The 14,966-nt window shown below is 67.9% G+C and carries 12 protein-coding genes; 10 read left to right on the plus strand and 2 right to left on the minus strand.

Annotated elements, in window-relative coordinates; all coding sequences use genetic code 11:
• Positions 1 to 96: 96 nt before the first annotated feature.
• Entirely contained in the window at positions 97 to 1,374 is a 1,278-nt protein-coding gene (locus tag C1927_RS07485) for an FAD-binding oxidoreductase (protein ID WP_108746326.1), read from the minus strand.
• 161 nt (positions 1,375 to 1,535) lie between these two features.
• On the opposite strand from C1927_RS07485, the gene C1927_RS07490 reads away from it, so the two are divergent.
• The 10 genes from C1927_RS07490 to C1927_RS07535 all read left to right on the plus strand — a co-directional run bounded on the left by C1927_RS07490 (position 1,536) and on the right by C1927_RS07535 (position 13,868).
• Positions 1,536 to 2,297 (plus strand): gamma-glutamyl-gamma-aminobutyrate hydrolase family protein, encoded by a 762-nt coding sequence (locus C1927_RS07490; protein WP_108746327.1) that lies wholly within the window; start codon positions 1,536 to 1,538, stop codon positions 2,295 to 2,297.
• Positions 2,294 to 3,691, plus strand: coding sequence for a glutamine synthetase family protein (locus C1927_RS07495; protein WP_079221322.1), 1,398 nt, complete (start codon positions 2,294 to 2,296; stop codon positions 3,689 to 3,691). Before C1927_RS07490 ends, C1927_RS07495 begins: the two co-directional genes overlap by 4 nt.
• 94 nt (positions 3,692 to 3,785) lie before the next feature.
• Positions 3,786 to 4,895 carry a polyamine ABC transporter substrate-binding protein gene (locus tag C1927_RS07500; RefSeq protein WP_079221323.1) on the plus strand — a complete coding sequence of 370 codons (1,110 nt, stop codon included), beginning with the start codon at positions 3,786 to 3,788 and terminating at the stop codon, positions 4,893 to 4,895.
• A gap of 226 nt (positions 4,896 to 5,121) precedes the next feature.
• Positions 5,122 to 6,291 (plus strand): HlyD family secretion protein, encoded by a 1,170-nt coding sequence (locus C1927_RS07505; protein ID WP_108746328.1) that lies wholly within the window; start codon positions 5,122 to 5,124, stop codon positions 6,289 to 6,291.
• Positions 6,288 to 7,844 (plus strand): DHA2 family efflux MFS transporter permease subunit, encoded by a 1,557-nt coding sequence (locus C1927_RS07510; protein WP_079221325.1) that lies wholly within the window; start codon positions 6,288 to 6,290, stop codon positions 7,842 to 7,844. Before C1927_RS07505 ends, C1927_RS07510 begins: the two co-directional genes overlap by 4 nt.
• Complete coding sequence (locus C1927_RS07515) at positions 7,844 to 9,385, plus strand: efflux transporter outer membrane subunit (protein ID WP_079221326.1); 1,542 nt, start codon at positions 7,844 to 7,846, stop codon at positions 9,383 to 9,385. The genes C1927_RS07510 and C1927_RS07515 overlap by 1 nt, the downstream gene beginning before the upstream one ends.
• A gap of 128 nt (positions 9,386 to 9,513) precedes the next feature.
• Entirely contained in the window at positions 9,514 to 10,650 is a 1,137-nt protein-coding gene (gene potA, locus C1927_RS07520; protein WP_079221327.1) for a polyamine ABC transporter ATP-binding protein, read from the plus strand.
• The gene (locus C1927_RS07525; RefSeq protein WP_079221328.1) at positions 10,647 to 11,579 is read left to right on the plus strand and encodes an ABC transporter permease subunit; all 933 of its coding nucleotides are present in this window, start codon (positions 10,647 to 10,649) and stop codon (positions 11,577 to 11,579) included. Before potA ends, C1927_RS07525 begins: the two co-directional genes overlap by 4 nt.
• The gene (locus C1927_RS07530; RefSeq protein ID WP_079221329.1) at positions 11,576 to 12,418 is read left to right on the plus strand and encodes an ABC transporter permease subunit; all 843 of its coding nucleotides are present in this window, start codon (positions 11,576 to 11,578) and stop codon (positions 12,416 to 12,418) included. The genes C1927_RS07525 and C1927_RS07530 overlap by 4 nt, the downstream gene beginning before the upstream one ends.
• Positions 12,419 to 12,503: 85 nt before the next feature.
• Positions 12,504 to 13,868: an NAD-dependent succinate-semialdehyde dehydrogenase gene (locus tag C1927_RS07535; protein ID WP_079221330.1), complete on the plus strand. Its 1,365-nt coding sequence runs from the start codon at positions 12,504 to 12,506 to the stop codon at positions 13,866 to 13,868.
• A gap of 75 nt (positions 13,869 to 13,943) precedes the next feature.
• Here the strand turns inward: C1927_RS07535 and C1927_RS07540 are convergent, their stop codons facing one another.
• On the minus strand, positions 13,944 to 14,966 hold the full coding sequence (locus C1927_RS07540) for a magnesium and cobalt transport protein CorA (RefSeq protein ID WP_079221331.1): 1,023 nt from the start codon (positions 14,964 to 14,966) through the stop codon (positions 13,944 to 13,946).

Below are 14,966 nucleotides of genomic sequence, written 5' to 3' on the forward strand. Positions count from 1 at the left end.
TTACCTGAATCACCTTTCAGCGGGAACGCGGCAGCCCTTTGATAATGAGGTCGTTCTGATTGGTGCGTGTGCCGGGATAATCCGGCCGCGGCCGTGCTACCACAGTGCGTCGCGCAGCTTGTACCAGGACATCGCCGCCACCAGCAGCGGCATGCGCAGCAGCCGGCCGCCCGGGAACGGCGCGTGCTGCAGGCGCTGGAACACATCCAGGCGTGCGCTCTGGCCGTCGATGGCGGCAGCGATCACTTCGCCCGCCAGGCCGGCGGCGGCCACGCCGTGCCCGGAGAAACCCTGGGCAAAATAAAGGTTGCCGTCCAGCCGGCCCCAGTGCGGCGCACGGTTGCGGGTGATGTCCACATAACCGCCCCAGACCTGCTCCAGGGCCACGTCGGCCAGCTGCGGGAAGACTTCGTGCATGCGCCGCTGCATCACCCCGCGCAGCCCCGGCGGCGGCAGCGCCGAATAGCTGGCACGGCCACCGAACAGCAGGCGGTGGTCATGGCTGAGGCGGAAGTAATCCAGGGCCCAGGCGGTGTCGGCCACCGCCATGTCGTTGCGGATCAGCTGCCGCGCGCGCTCGGCGCCCAGCGGCGCGCTGGCGCCGATGTAGGTGCCGACCGGCATGACGCGGCACTCCAGTTCCGGCAGCAGCCCCTGCAGCAAGGCGTTGCCAGCCACCACCAGGTGCGCGGCACGTACGCTGCCCTGCACGGTATGCAGGGTGGCCTGCGCGCCGCGCTGCACGCGGGTGACCGGTGAGTGTTCGTGGATGGCCACGCCGGCCGCGCGGGCGGCATCGGCCAGGCCGCGGGCGTAGGCCAGCGGATGCAGGTGCGCGCTGAGCGGGTCGAACATCGCGGCGCGGTAACGCGGGCTGTCCAGCTGCGCGTGCAGGACGTCGCGCTCCCACCACTGCATCGGATAGTCGTAATGGCGCTGCAGGTGTTCGCAGCCGGCGCGCAGGTCGCGTTCGTGGCGCGCACGGATCGCCACGCTGGCATGGCCTTCCACCCAGTGGCAGTCGATGCCGTGCCGCGCGATGCGCTGGCGCATCGACTGCACCGCCTCGCGCGACCAGTCGAACAGGTGGCGGGCGTCGTCGCGGCCGAGCTGGCGTTCCAGCTCATCCACCTCGCAGCCGTAGCCCACCAGCGCCTGGCCGCCGTTGCGTCCCGACGCTCCCCAGCCGATGCGCTGCGCTTCCAGCAGCACCACGCGGTAGCCGCGCTGGGCCAGCTCCAGTGCGGCGGTCAGGCCGGTGTAACCGGCGCCGAGCACGGCCACGTCGGCCTGCACCTCTCCGCGCAATGGCGGCAGCGGGGCCGGCTCGGGCAGGCTGCTGGCGTACCAGCTGGGCGGGAAATCCGCGCTCACGGCAGGCCTCGCGGGCGCGCGATGCAGGGACAGGGCGGGGGAGGGCGATCACTGTTCACCCGCATAGTCTGGCCGATACGCGCGCGCCGGGGTGTGACGGCGATGACTTGCCGCCTGCGCGCGCCGACGGGTATTTTGGCTCCACGCCAAGGAGTTTCCCCATGCGCCGCCTGCCCTGGGTGGGCCTGCCCACCGACAGCACCGTGCTCGGCCATCACCATTTCGCGGTGGCTGGGGAAAAGTACGTGCGCGCGCTGGTCGATGCGGCGGCGGTCACTCCGCTGGTGCTGCCCAGCCTGCAGCCGCCGCTGCCGGCCGACGACTGGCTGCAGGGGCTGGATGGCCTGCTGTTGACCGGGGCGGTCAGCAATATCGAACCGCAGCACTATGAAGGCGGCCGCAGCTGGCCGGGCAACCTGCACGACCCCGCGCGCGATGGCAACGCCTTTGCCCTGCTACAGGCCGCGCTGGCGCGGGACCTGCCGGTGCTGGCGATCTGCCGCGGTTTCCAGGAATTGAACGTGGCACTGGGCGGCAGCCTGCATCCGCAGGTACATGCAGTGCCCGGGCTGTCCGACCATCGCGAGGACCCGCAGGCGCCGGTCGAGGTGCAGTATGGCCCGGCGCACGCCGTCAGCCTGGCCCGGGGTGGCTGGCTCGCACAGTGGCAGGGCAGCGAGCGGGCACAGGTCAATTCCGTGCATGGTCAGGGCATCGCGCGGCTGGCCGATGGCCTGCAGGTGGAGGCGTGGGCCGATGATGGCCTCGTTGAAGCTGCACGCAGCAACGACCATTGCTTCGTGCTCGGCGTACAGTGGCACCCGGAGTGGCGTGTCATGCAGGCGCCGTTCTATCACGCTATTTTCCGTGCTTTCGGCCAAGCTTGCCGGCAGTACCAACAGAACCGACTGGATTCCCGATGAGTTCCCGACCTCGCCCGCGCAAGACGGCCACGCCCCCCGCACCGCAGGAAAGCAGCCTGCTGCGCTGGCTGAAGGAGCGGCGCATCACCGAGGTCGAATGCCTGGTGCCGGACATCACCGGCAACGCGCGCGGCAAGATCATTCCCGCCGACAAGTTCTCGCACGACTACGGCACGCGCCTGCCCGAAGGCATCTTCGCGACCACGGTCACCGGCGAATTCCCCGACGATTACTACGACCTGACCTCGCCGTCGGACTCGGACATGATGCTGCGGCCCGACCCGGACACGGTGCGCATGGTGCCGTGGGCGGCCGATGCCACCGCGCAGGTCATCCATGACTGCTACACCAAGACCGGCGAGCCGCATGAGCTGGCCCCGCGCAACGTCCTGCGCCGCGTGCTGGCCGCGTACGCCGAACTGGGCCTGCGCCCGGTGGTGGCGCCGGAGCTGGAATTCTTCCTGGTACAGAAGAACACCGACCCGGATTTCCCGCTGCTGCCGCCGGCTGGTCGTTCCGGGCGCCCGGAGACGGCGCGGCAGTCGTACTCGATCGATGCGGTCAACGAGTTCGATCCCATCCTCGACCTGATGTACGACTACGCCGATGCGATGAAGCTGGACGTGGACACGCTGATCCACGAATCCGGTGCGGCGCAGCTGGAAGTGAACTTCACCCACGCCGATGCGATGGACCTGGCCGACCAGGTGTTCCTGTTCAAGCGCACCATGCGCGAGGCAGCGATGCGCCACGGTGTGTACGCCACCTTCCTGGCCAAGCCGATGGAGAACGAGCCGGGCAGCGCCATGCACATCCACCAGAGCCTGGTGCGGGTGAGCGACGGCAGCAACGTGTTCACCGGCGAGACCCATGGCGAGGGCGAGTTCAGCCCGGTCTTTGGCCATTACCTGGGCGGGCTGCAGAAGTACGTGCCGCAGGCGATGGCCTTCTTCGCGCCGAACGTCAATTCCTACCGGCGCCTGGTGTTCGGCGAGGTCTCGCCGAGCAACGTGCACTGGGGCTACGACAACCGTACCTGCGGGCTGCGCGTGCCGCTGGACACGCCGGAGAACATGCGGGTGGAAAGCCGCTTCGCCGGCTCCGATGCCAATCCCTACCTGGCGATGGCCGCGACCCTGGCCTGCGGGCTGCTGGGCATCCGCGAGCGGCTGGCCCCGGACGCCCCGGTGACCGGCAGCGCCAAGGAGCTGGGCTACAACCTGCCGCGCTCGCTGGGCGAGGCGCTGGATGGGCTGGAACAGTGCGCCGAACTGCAGGCCCTGCTGGGCGAACGCTTCTGCCGGGCCTATATCTCGGTCAAGCGCAAGGAATACGAGACCTTCTTCCGCGTCATCAGCTCCTGGGAGCGTGAGTTCCTGCTGTTGAACGTGTGAAGGGCTGCAATTGATGAATGAGCCGCCGGGGGGTAGGCTGGCACCCGTCGCCGGCCCCGCCGGCCTCCCCCCATTCCGCATTCTGGAGCACCCGATGAAGCTGCGTATCCTCACGCTCGGCCTGGCCTCCGCCATGCTTGCCGCCTGTGGCGGTGGCAACGGTGGCGCGCAGGACAGCCAGGTCCTGAACGTCTACAACTACAGCGATTACATTGCCGAGGACACCATCCCGACCTTCGAGAAGGAGAGCGGGATCAAGGTGACCTACGATGTGTTCGACAGCGACGAGATGGTCGAGACCAAGCTGCTGGCCGGCAACAGCGGCTACGACGTGGTGGTGCCGACGCTGAACTTCTTCGGCCGCCAGATCCAGGCCGGCGTGTTCCTGCCGCTGGACAAGAGCAAGATCCCGAACCTGGCCAACCTGGACCCGTCGGTGATGAAGCGCATCGCCACCCAGGACCCGGACAACAAGTACGGCGTGCCGTACATGATCGGCACCACCGGCATCGGCTACAACGTGGACATGCTGAAGGAGCGTTTCGGCGGCAGCGCCGACATCGCCAACAGCTGGGACCTGATTTTCAAGCCGGAAAACATCGCGAAGATGAAGGACTGCGGCGTGACCATCCTGGACACGCCGGCCGACATGATCCCGATCGCCCTGCATTACCTGGGCCTGGACCCGCACAGCGGCGACCCGGCCGAGCTGCAGAAGGCCGCCGACCTGCTGAAGTCGATCCGTCCGTACGTGCAGAACTTCCACTCCTCGCAGTACGTGGGTTCGCTGGCCAACGGCGGCACCTGCCTGGTGGTGGGCTGGTCGGGTGACATCATCCAGGCCCGCGACCGCGCCGAGGAAGCGAGCAACGGCGTGCACGTGGCCTACTCGATCCCGAAGGAAGGCGCACCGCAGTGGTTCGACATGCTGGCGATCCCGAAGGACGCCAAGCATCCGGAAGCGGCCTACAAATTCATCAACTACCTGCTGGAACCGAAGGTCGCCGCGGCCAACACCAACTTCATCCACTACGCCAACCCGGTGCCGACCGCGACCCCGCTGGTGGACGAAGCGATCCGCACCGACCCGACCATCTACCCGCCGGCCGACGTGGCCGAGAAGATGTTCACCTACTCGATCAACACCCCGGAAACCGACAAGCTCTACACCCGCCTGTGGACCGAAGTGAAGACAGGCAAGTAGGTGCCGACCGTTGGTCGGCACGCTTTCTGGTAGGGCCGACCAACGGTCGGCCTCCACCAAGCAGAAAAACGGAGGCCAACGGCCTCCGTTTTTTTTTGCCTTTGCCTCTGCTCTGCACCCTGCCAACCGGGAACTAATCGCCGGCAAGCGACAAACGCTTTCACCTCACCTCCGCACCCCTTCCCCTACCGTCCCGTATGGCACCGACCACAGCCACGACGAGACAATGACCGACCACCCCCAGCGCACCGACGCCCCCACCGACGAAGACGCCTCCACCCAAGAGGACAAGCCTTCGCCGCTGAAGAACCCCAAGGTCCGCTGGACCCTGGCCCTCATCGGCATCGTCGTGGTCATCGCGCTGGTCGCCTGGCTCGTCTACCACCTGCTGGTCGGCCGCTACCTGCAGGACACCAACAACGCCTACCTGCAGGCCGACGCCGTCGCCGTCGCACCGCGCATCAACGGCTACGTCACCGAAGTGCTGGTGCAGGACAACCAGTGGGTCAAGGCCGGCGAACCGCTGCTGCGCATCGACCCGCGCACTTACCGCGCCACCCTGGACCAGGCCGAGGCGGTGATCGCCGTGCGCGAAGCCGATATCGCCGCCGCCGCCGCCGGCGTGCAGGGCCAGCAGTCCAGCCTGCTGCAGGCACGCACCCAGCTCACCGCCGCCACGGCCTCGCTGCGTTTCGGCAAGGCCGAGCTGGCCCGCTTCACCCCGCTGGCCGCCAGTGGCGCCGACACTCACGAGCATGTGGAAAGCCTGCGCCACGATGTCGAGCGCGCCCAGGCCCAGTACGACGCTGCCAGGGCGCAGATCCAGGGCGCACAGAGCCAGATCGAGGCCAGCCAGGCGCAGCTGGAACAGGCCCAGGCCGGACTGAAGCAGGCGCAGGCTGATGCCGCGCAGGCACGCGTCGCCTTCGAGGACACCGAGCTGCGCGCGCGCATCGACGGGCGCGTCGGCAACAAGACCGTACAGGTGGGCCAGTTCGTCGCTGCCGGCACCCGCACCATGACCATCGTGCCGGTCGAATCGCTGTACCTCAGCGCGAATTTCAAGGAAACCCAGGTGGGATTGATGCGCGCCGGACAGCCCGCCGAGATCAAGGTCGATGCGCTGCCGGGCACCACCCTGCACGGCACGGTGGAAAGCATCTCGCCGGGTACCGGCTCGCAGTTCGCGCTGCTGCCGCCGCAGAACGCCACCGGCAACTTCACCAAGGTCGTGCAGCGCGTGCCGGTACGCATCCGTGTCGATGCCGGAGCCGAGGCGCGCAAGGTGCTGGTGCCGGGCATGTCGGTGGAAGTGACGGTCGATACGCGCAATGCCAAGGACGCGCGCGAGCGCACCCGCGATGAGGCCGAGGCCACGGCCGCACCGGCGCGATGAACGCCACCACCGCCCCCGCAGCGCCCGCCGCCGGAGGCAAGGCCGATGCCGGTGCGTGGCTGGCCGTGGCGGCCGGCACCATCGGCTCGTTCATGGCCACGCTGGATATCTCCATCGTCAACGCGGCGCTGCCCACCATCCAGGGCGAGGTCGGCGCCAGCGGCACCGAGGGCACCTGGATCTCCACCGCTTTCCTGGTCTCGGAAATCGTGATGATTCCGCTGACCGGCTGGTTCGTGCGCACGCTGGGCCTGCGCACCTTCCTGCTGATCTGCGCCACGCTGTTCACCGCGTTCTCGGTGATGTGCGGCCTGGCCGATTCGCTGCCGATGATGATCGCCGGGCGGGTAGGGCAGGGCTTTGCCGGCGGCGCGCTGATTCCCACCGCGCTGACCATCGTCGGCACGCGGCTGCCACCGAAGCAGCAGCCGCTGGGCACCGCGCTGTTCGGCATGACCGTCATTCTCGGGCCCGTGATCGGCCCGCTGCTGGGCGGCTGGCTGACCGAGAACGTCAGCTGGCACTACGCGTTTTTCATCAACGTGCCGATCTGCGCCGGCCTGGTCGCGCTGCTGCTGCTCGGCCTGCCGCATGAGAAATCGAACTGGGGCGGGCTGCTGCGCGCCGACTGGCTGGGCATCCTCGGCATGACCGCCGGCCTGTCCGCGCTCACTGTGGTGCTGGAAGACGGCCAGCGCGAGCGCTGGTTCGAATCGACCATGATCGTGGTGCTCAGCCTCGTCTCGCTGCTGGGTTTCGCCCTGCTGGCGCTTTCCCAGTTCACCAGCAAGGCGCCGGTCATCCGCCTCAACATCCTGTTCCAGCGCAGTTTCGGCGCGGTGTTCGTGATGGTGATGGCGGTGGGCATGATCCTGTTCGGGGTCATGTACATGATCCCGCAGTTCCTGGCGATCATCGCCGGCTACAATACCGAGCAGGCCGGCTACGTGCTGCTGCTGGCGGGCCTGCCAACGATCCTGCTGATGCCGTTGATGCCGAAGATGCTGGAAACGGTGGACGTACGCATCATGGTGTTCGGCGGCATGCTGTGCTTCGCCGCCGCCTGCTTCGTCAACCTGGGGCTGACGCCGGACAGCATCGGCCCGCACTTCGTCATCGGCCAGCTGCTGCAGGGCTGCGGCCTGGCGCTGGCGATGATGGCCCTGAACCAGGCGGCCATCACCTCGGTGCCGCGCGAATACACCAGCGATGCCTCGGGCCTGTTCAACGCCGCGCGCAACCTCGGCGGCTCGATCGGGCTGGCCATCATTTCCACCTTCCAGGAACGCCGCGCCACCCTGCACATCGATGCGATCGGCAGCAGCGTCACCGCCAACTCGACCATCGCCCAGGATGCGCTGCACGCCTATGGCCAGCAGCTGGGCGACGCGACGCAGGCAATGGCGGTGCTGGCGCAGACCGTGCAGCTGCAGGCGATGGTGATGGCCTACAACGACCTGTTCTGGATCTTCGGCCTGATCGTGGTGGCGACCCTGCCACTGGTTTTCCTGCTCAAGCCCCTGCCCAAGGGCGTTCCATTGGCGATGCACTGATGACTTCGACGACGCTCACCGCTTCCCTTCGCCTGCACCGGCTGTGGCCGGCCACGCTGCCGCTGCTGCTGGCCGGTTGCATGCTCGGGCCGGATTACGTGAAGCCGGACGTGGCTGGCAACGCGACCGCGCAGGCACGGCTGCCACGCGCCGCGCAGGCCGATGTGCAGCCGGCCACGCCGCCCAGCCAGTGGTGGCGCGCACTGAACGATCCGCTGCTGGACCAGCTGGTGGACGAGGCGCTGCGCAACAGCCCCAACCTGCGCGCGGCGCAGGCCAAGTTGCTGGCCTCGCGCGCGCTGCAGCGCCAGCGCCGCGCCGAGCAGCTGCCCAGCGTGGGCGCGGCCGCGGGCTATGCCAACGTCAAGGTGCCTGATTCCCTGGAAAACAGCGTGCGTGGCCTCGGCGAGAACATCGCGGGCGTGGCCGAGGCCAACGGTCGCCCGCAGGAGGCGGCGCAGCTGCGCCAGCAGTTTGCCGATATCGATCTGGATACCGAGCTGTACGTGGCCGGCTTCGATGCCAGCTGGGAGCTGGATCTGTTCGGCCGCCGTCGCCGCGCGGCCGAACAGGCCGCCGCCGAAGCCGAGGCCAATGCGGCGGCGCTGGCCGATGCGCAGGTGCAGTTGGCGGCCGAGCTGGCGCAGGTCTACCTGGGCTACCGCAGCAGCCGCGAGCGCATCGCGCTGGCCGAGGACAACCTGCGCGCGGCCGATGACAGCCTGCAGCTGACCCGCCAGCGCCGCCAGCGCGGGGCCGATTCGGACCTGCAGGTCGAACGTGCGCAGGCCCAGCTGCAACAGCAGCAGGCCGCGCTGCCACCGCTGCAGGCGCAGGCGGATGAGGCCCGCGATGTGCTGGCCCTGATGGTCGGCCGCGAGCCGGGCGCGCTGGATGCGCGGCTGGCCGCGGACCAGGCGCTGCCGGCGCTGCCGGCCAGCGTGCCGGTGGATGATGCCGGTGCGCTTATCCAGCGACGTCCGGATGTACGCAAGGCCGAGCGCGAGCTGGCGGCCTCCTCGGCGCAGATCGGCCAGGCGATCTCGGCCTACTTCCCGCAGGTGACCCTGCTGGGCACCATCGGTGCCGGGGCCACGTCGGTGTCCGATCTGGGGCCGGATTCGGCGGCCACCATCGTCGCCCCCTTCCTGCGCTGGTCGCTGTTCGATTTCGGGGTGAACAAGGCGCGCGTGGCCCAGGCCCGGGCCGGCAACGAGGCGCGGCTGGCGGCCTACGAAGGCACGGTGCTGGCTGCGCTGCAGGACGCCAACACCGCCTTGGCACGCTTCGGTGCCGCCCGCCAGCAGCTGCAGGCCAGCGTCCGTGCCGAGGCCTCGGCGGACCGCTCGCTGGCGCTGATGAACCAGCGCCGGCAGGCGGGCGCCACCTCGCAGATCGATCTGCTGGACGTGCAGCGCCAGCGCCTGCAGGCGCAGGATGCCGCCGCCCAGGCGCGCCTGCAGCTGCTGGTGCGCTACGTGGGCCTGCAGAAGAGCCTGGGCCTGGGCTGGCAGGACGCCCCGCCGGTGGCCGCGCGGTGATGCGTTCCGCCGGGCCATGCCCCCACGGCCCTCCGGCCCGGTAGGTGCCGACCGTTGGTCGGCACGCATTTGCGCCCCCCGGCCGGTAGAATGGCCGCCGCTGTCCACCGCCCGCTCCCGGAGCCCCCATGCCCGTTGAAGCCCAGCCGGAAGCCGCCGTCGTCGATGCGAACGGTGCGCCCGGCTATCTTTCCATTCGTGACCTGCGCAAGGAATTCGACGGTTTCGTCGCCGTCGACGACGTCAACCTGGACGTGCGCAAGGGCGAGATCTTTGCCCTGCTCGGTGGCTCGGGCAGCGGCAAATCGACCCTGCTGCGCTGCCTGGGCGGCTTCGAGACGCCCACCAAGGGCAGCATCACCCTCGATGGCCAGCGCCTGGACGCGCTGCCGCCGTACCAGCGGCCGGTCAACATGATGTTCCAGTCCTACGCCCTGTTCCCGCACATGACGGTCGAGCAGAACATCGCCTTCGGCCTGAAGCAGGATGGCCTGGCCAAGGATGCGATCAGCCGTCGCGTAGGCGAGATGCTGGACCTGGTGCAGATGGCGCACCTGGGCAAGCGCAAGCCGCACCAGCTGTCCGGCGGCCAGCAGCAGCGCGTGGCGCTGGCACGGTCGCTGGCCAAGGGGCCGAAGCTGCTGCTGCTGGACGAACCGATGGGCGCGCTGGACAAGAAGCTGCGCTCGCAGATGCAGCTGGAACTGGTCAGCATCATCGAATCCTCCGGCGTGACCTGCGTGATGGTCACCCACGACCAGGAAGAGGCCATGACCATGGCCACCCGCATCGCGGTGATGGATGCCGGCTGGATCCAGCAGGTCGGCAAGCCCGATGAGGTCTACGAGCAGCCCGCCAACCGTTTCGTTGCCGGCTTCATCGGCTCGGTCAACCTGTTTGAAGGTGTCATCGACGAGGACCTGCCCGAGTACGTGACCGTGCGCTCGCCGCTGTTCCCGGCGCCGGTCTACATCGCCCACGGCATCACCTGCTACGAAGGGCAGCCGGTCGCGTTCGCGCTGCGCCCGGAAAAGGTGATGATCGGCAAGGACGAGCCGGACGCGCCGACCAACAAGGCGCAGGGCGTGATCGAGGACATCGCCTATTTCGGCAGCCATTCGGTCTACCACGTGCGCCTGCCCAGTGGTGCCAAGGTGCTGGCCAACTTCGCCAACTCGCAGCGCTGGGCCAGTGATGGCCTGACCTGGGGCGACCAGGTGTGGGTGCACTGGCGTGACAACGACGGCGTGGTGCTGACCTCATGAGCGCGGCGGGCCTGAAGCGCTGGCTGCCGGGCACGCGTGCCACGGTCATCGGCATTCCCTACCTGTGGCTGCTGCTGTTCTTCGCGGTGCCGTTCCTGATCGTGCTGATGATCAGCTTCTCGCACAGCCGGGTCGGCTCGCCGCCGTACACCTGGCTGCTGCAGTACGTCGATGGCGCGTTCTCGCTGAAGCTCAACCTCGAGAACTACCTGGCGCTGTTCCGCGATTCGATCTACGCCCAGGCATTCCTCAGCTCGATCAAGATCGCGGCCATCTCCACCTTCCTCACCCTGCTCATCGGCTACCCGATGGCCTATGCCATCGCGCGCCTGTCGCCGGCCGCGCGCAACGTGGCGATGATGCTGGTGGTGCTGCCGTCGTGGACCTCGTTCCTGATCCGCGTGTATGCGTGGAAGGCGATCCTGGACCGCAACGGCCTGCTCGACCAGTTCCTGCAGTTCACCGGCCTGCAATCGCTGATGACCAGCATGGGCCTGCCCAAGCTGCAGCTGATCGACACCCCGACCGCGGCCTACATCGGCATCGTCTACTGCTATCTGCCCTTCATGGTGCTGCCGCTGTACGCCAACCTGGTCAAGCATGACAACCGCCTGCTGGAAGCGGCCTACGATCTCGGCGCCAAGCCCTGGCAGGCCTTTCTGCGCATCACCCTGCCGTTGTCCAAGGCCGGCATCATCGCCGGCTGCATGCTGGTGATGATCCCGGCGGTGGGTGAATTCGTGATCCCGGAAATGCTCGGTGGCTCGGAAACGCTGATGGTCGGCCGCCAACTGTGGAACGAGTTCTTCAACAACCGCAACTGGCCGGGCGCCTCGGCCATGGCGGTGGCGATGATCCTGCTGCTGCTGGTCCCCATCCTCTGGTTCAACCGGTCCCAGCAGCGCCTGCTGGAAGGGAAGCAGGCATGAGCCCGCGTAGCGCAAAGGGCCTGGGCCTGGGCGTGCTGGTGCTCGGCTTCGCCTTCCTGTACCTGCCGATCCTGCTGTTGATGTTCTATTCGTTCAACAGCTCGCGGCTGGCGATGGTCTGGGCCGGGTTCTCCACCCGCGCCTACAGCGATCTGTTCGCCGACCGCGCGCTGATGGATGCGATGTGGACCAGCCTGGTCGTGGCGTTCTGGACCGCCTGCACCGCCACGGTGCTGGGTACGCTGGCGGCGATGGTGATGACCCGCTTCCGCCGCTTCCGTGGCAAGCAGGTGTTCGGTGCGCTGGTCACCGCGCCACTGGTCATGCCCGATGTGATCCTGGGCTTCTCGCTGATGGCCCTGCTGGCCTCGATGGGCGCCATTCCCGGCTTCCCCGCGCGCGGCCTGGCCACCATCTGGATCGCCCACGTCACCTTCACCCTGTGCTTCGTCACCGTGGTGGTGTCCTCGCGCCTGCAGGAAATGGATCTCTCGCTGGAAGAAGCGGCGATGGATCTCGGCGCCAGCCGGCTGACGGTGTTCGGCCGCATCACCCTGCCGATCATCGCCCCGGCGCTGGTGGCAGGCTGGCTGCTGGCCTTCACCCTGTCGCTGGATGACGTGGTGGTCGCCAGCTTCGTCGCCACCCCGGGTTCGACCACGTTGCCGATGAAGGTGTTCGCTTCGGTGCGCATGGGCATCAGCCCGAAGATCAACGCGCTGGCAACCCTGCTGGTGTCGGCGGTGTCGGTGGCCGCGGTGATCGGCTGGTACATCAACGCGCGTGCCGAAAAGCGCCGCCAGCGCGACCTGCAGCTGGCCCGCCAGGACAACGGCTGAGGCCCGCACGCCGCCGCCATGCGGCGGCAACACCCGGCTCACGGGATCGGGCGCACACTGGGGATCTGCTTGATGGAGATCCCCCATGACCGTCGAAATCGTCAACCCGGCCACCGGCCTGGTCACCTACCGCCATGAACTGCTCGGCGCGGCCGACATCGAGCAGCGCCTGCAGGCCGCTGCCGGAGCGTTCCCGGCGTGGGCCGAGCGCTCGCTGCAGGATCGCGGCGCCATCCTCAAAAGCATCGCCGCCCAGCTGCGCGCACGCCGCGACGACCTGCAGCAGGCGATGACCGGCGAAATGGGCAAGCTGAAGGCCGAGGCGCTGGCCGAGGTCGACAAATGCGCGGCCGCCTGCGAGTTCTATGCCGGCCACGCTGCCGATTACCTGAAGCCGCAGATCATCGACACCGAGGCGCAGCGCAGCTATGTGCGCTATGAGCCGATCGGCTGCGTGTTCGCGGTGATGCCGTGGAATTTCCCGATCTGGCAGGTGTTCCGTTTCCTCGCCCCGGCCTTCATGGCCGGCAACGTCGCCCTGCTCAAGCACGCCAGCAACGTGCCGCAGTGCGCCGACCTGATCCTGGCAGTGTGCCGTGACGGTGGCCTGCCGGCGGGTGTGTTCGATGTGCTGCATATCAACAACGACCAGGCGGCCGACGTGCTGCGCGATGCGCGGGTGAAGGCGGTGACCCTGACCGGCAGCGAGCGGGCAGGGCGTTCGATTGCCTCCAACGCCGGCAGCCAGCTGAAGAAATCGGTGATGGAGCTGGGCGGCAGCGATGCCTTCGTCGTGCTCGACGATGCCGACCTGGACAAGACCGTCGCCGCCGCAGTGAAGTCGCGCTTCGACAACAGCGGGCAGACCTGCATCGCGGCCAAGCGCTTCATCGTGGTCGATGCCGTGGCCGATGCCTTCACCGACCGCTTCGTCGAGGCCGCCGGCCAGCGCCAGTACGGTGATCCGAACGAGCACGGCACCACGCTGGCGCCGATGGCCCGTGCCGACCTGCGCGATGAACTGCACAAGCAGGTACAGGCCAGCGTGGCCAAGGGCGCGCGCGTGCGGGTGGGCGGCGAACCGATCGCCGGCACCCACGCGGGCTACCCGGCCACGGTGCTCGACCAGGTCGGGCCGGGCATGCCGGCCTACGACGAGGAACTGTTCGGGCCGGTGGCCGCGGTGATCCGGGTCAAGGACGAAGCCGAGGCCCTGCGCGTGGCCAACGACACCCGCTTCGGCCTGGGCGGTAGCGTGTGGACCGCCGACGTGGTGCGCGGCGAGCGCTTCGCCCAGCGCATGGAATGCGGCGCGGCATTCGTCAACGCCATCGTCAAGAGTGATGCGCGCCTGCCGTTCGGCGGCAGCAAGGAGTCGGGCTTCGGCCGCGAACTGGCCGACCACGGCATCCATGAGTTCATGAACATCAAGACCGTCTACGTGGCCTGATCCCAAACGGTGGTGCCGGCCGCTGGCCGGCATTGCCCGCCGGTCCGGTAGGTATCGACCGTTGGTCGATACGCCCTACAGCCATCTGGCGCGCTTGAACAACCGGTACAACCCCACGCATACCGCGGCCACGCCGACGATCATCAACGGGTAGGACCACGGCTGGTTGAGCTCGGGCATGTGGCTGAAATTCATGCCGTACCAGCTGGTGATCAGCGTCGGCGCGGCCAGCAGTGCGGCCCACGCACCCAGTCGCTTTACCGTCTCACCCTGTGCCAGCGTCACCAGCGACAGGTTCACGCTCAGGGCCGTGCCCAGCATCTCGCGCAGCGTGTCGATCACATCGCTGATGCGCGCGGCGTGGTCGTGCACGTCACGCACGTACAGCTTCACTTCGTCGGGAATCAGCTCGCCCTGGTAGCGGCGCAGCTGCGCCAGCACGTCCTGCAGGGGGGCCACCGCCATGCGCATCTTGTTCAGTTCGCGCTTGAGTTCGTACAGGCGCGTCACTGTGCTGCGCTTGTAGGTCTCGGCGAAGATGTCCTTCTCCAGCAGGTCCAGCGTGTCGCGGAAGCGGGTGGTGATCGGCAGGTAGTTATCCACCACGAAATCGGCCACCGCGTACAGGCAGTAGGATGCGCCCATCTTCAGCAGCTGCGGTTCGCGTTCCACCCGCGCGCGCACCGGTGCATACGACAGCGATGCACCGTGGCGTACCGTCACCAGGAAGCGTGGCCCGAGGAAGGCGTGCGTTTCGCCATACTGGATGCGCTCGTCGACCATCTGCGCGGTGGTCATCACCACGAACAGCGAGTTGCCGTAGGCCTCGGCCTTGGGCCGCTGGTGCGCGTTGCGCGCGTCCTCGATGGCCAGGTCGTGCAGGCAGAATTCTTCCTGCAGTTTCAGCAGCACGTCGTCGTTGGGGTCGAACAGGCCGACCCAGACGAAACCGTTGCCACTGGCGATTACGTCGCTGATGGCATCCAGGCTGATGTCGTGGCGCTTGCCCTGGTCATCGTAGTGGACGCAGTTGATGACGCAGGCGGGGTTGTTCGATGCGGGGGCGGAAGCGGAGGCGGGCAATGACATGCCCGCCAT

Origin of the sequence: Stenotrophomonas sp. ZAC14D1_NAIMI4_1 (assembly GCF_003086775.1) — a bacterium.
In the GTDB taxonomy this organism is placed as follows: Bacteria; Pseudomonadota; Gammaproteobacteria; order Xanthomonadales; family Xanthomonadaceae; genus Stenotrophomonas.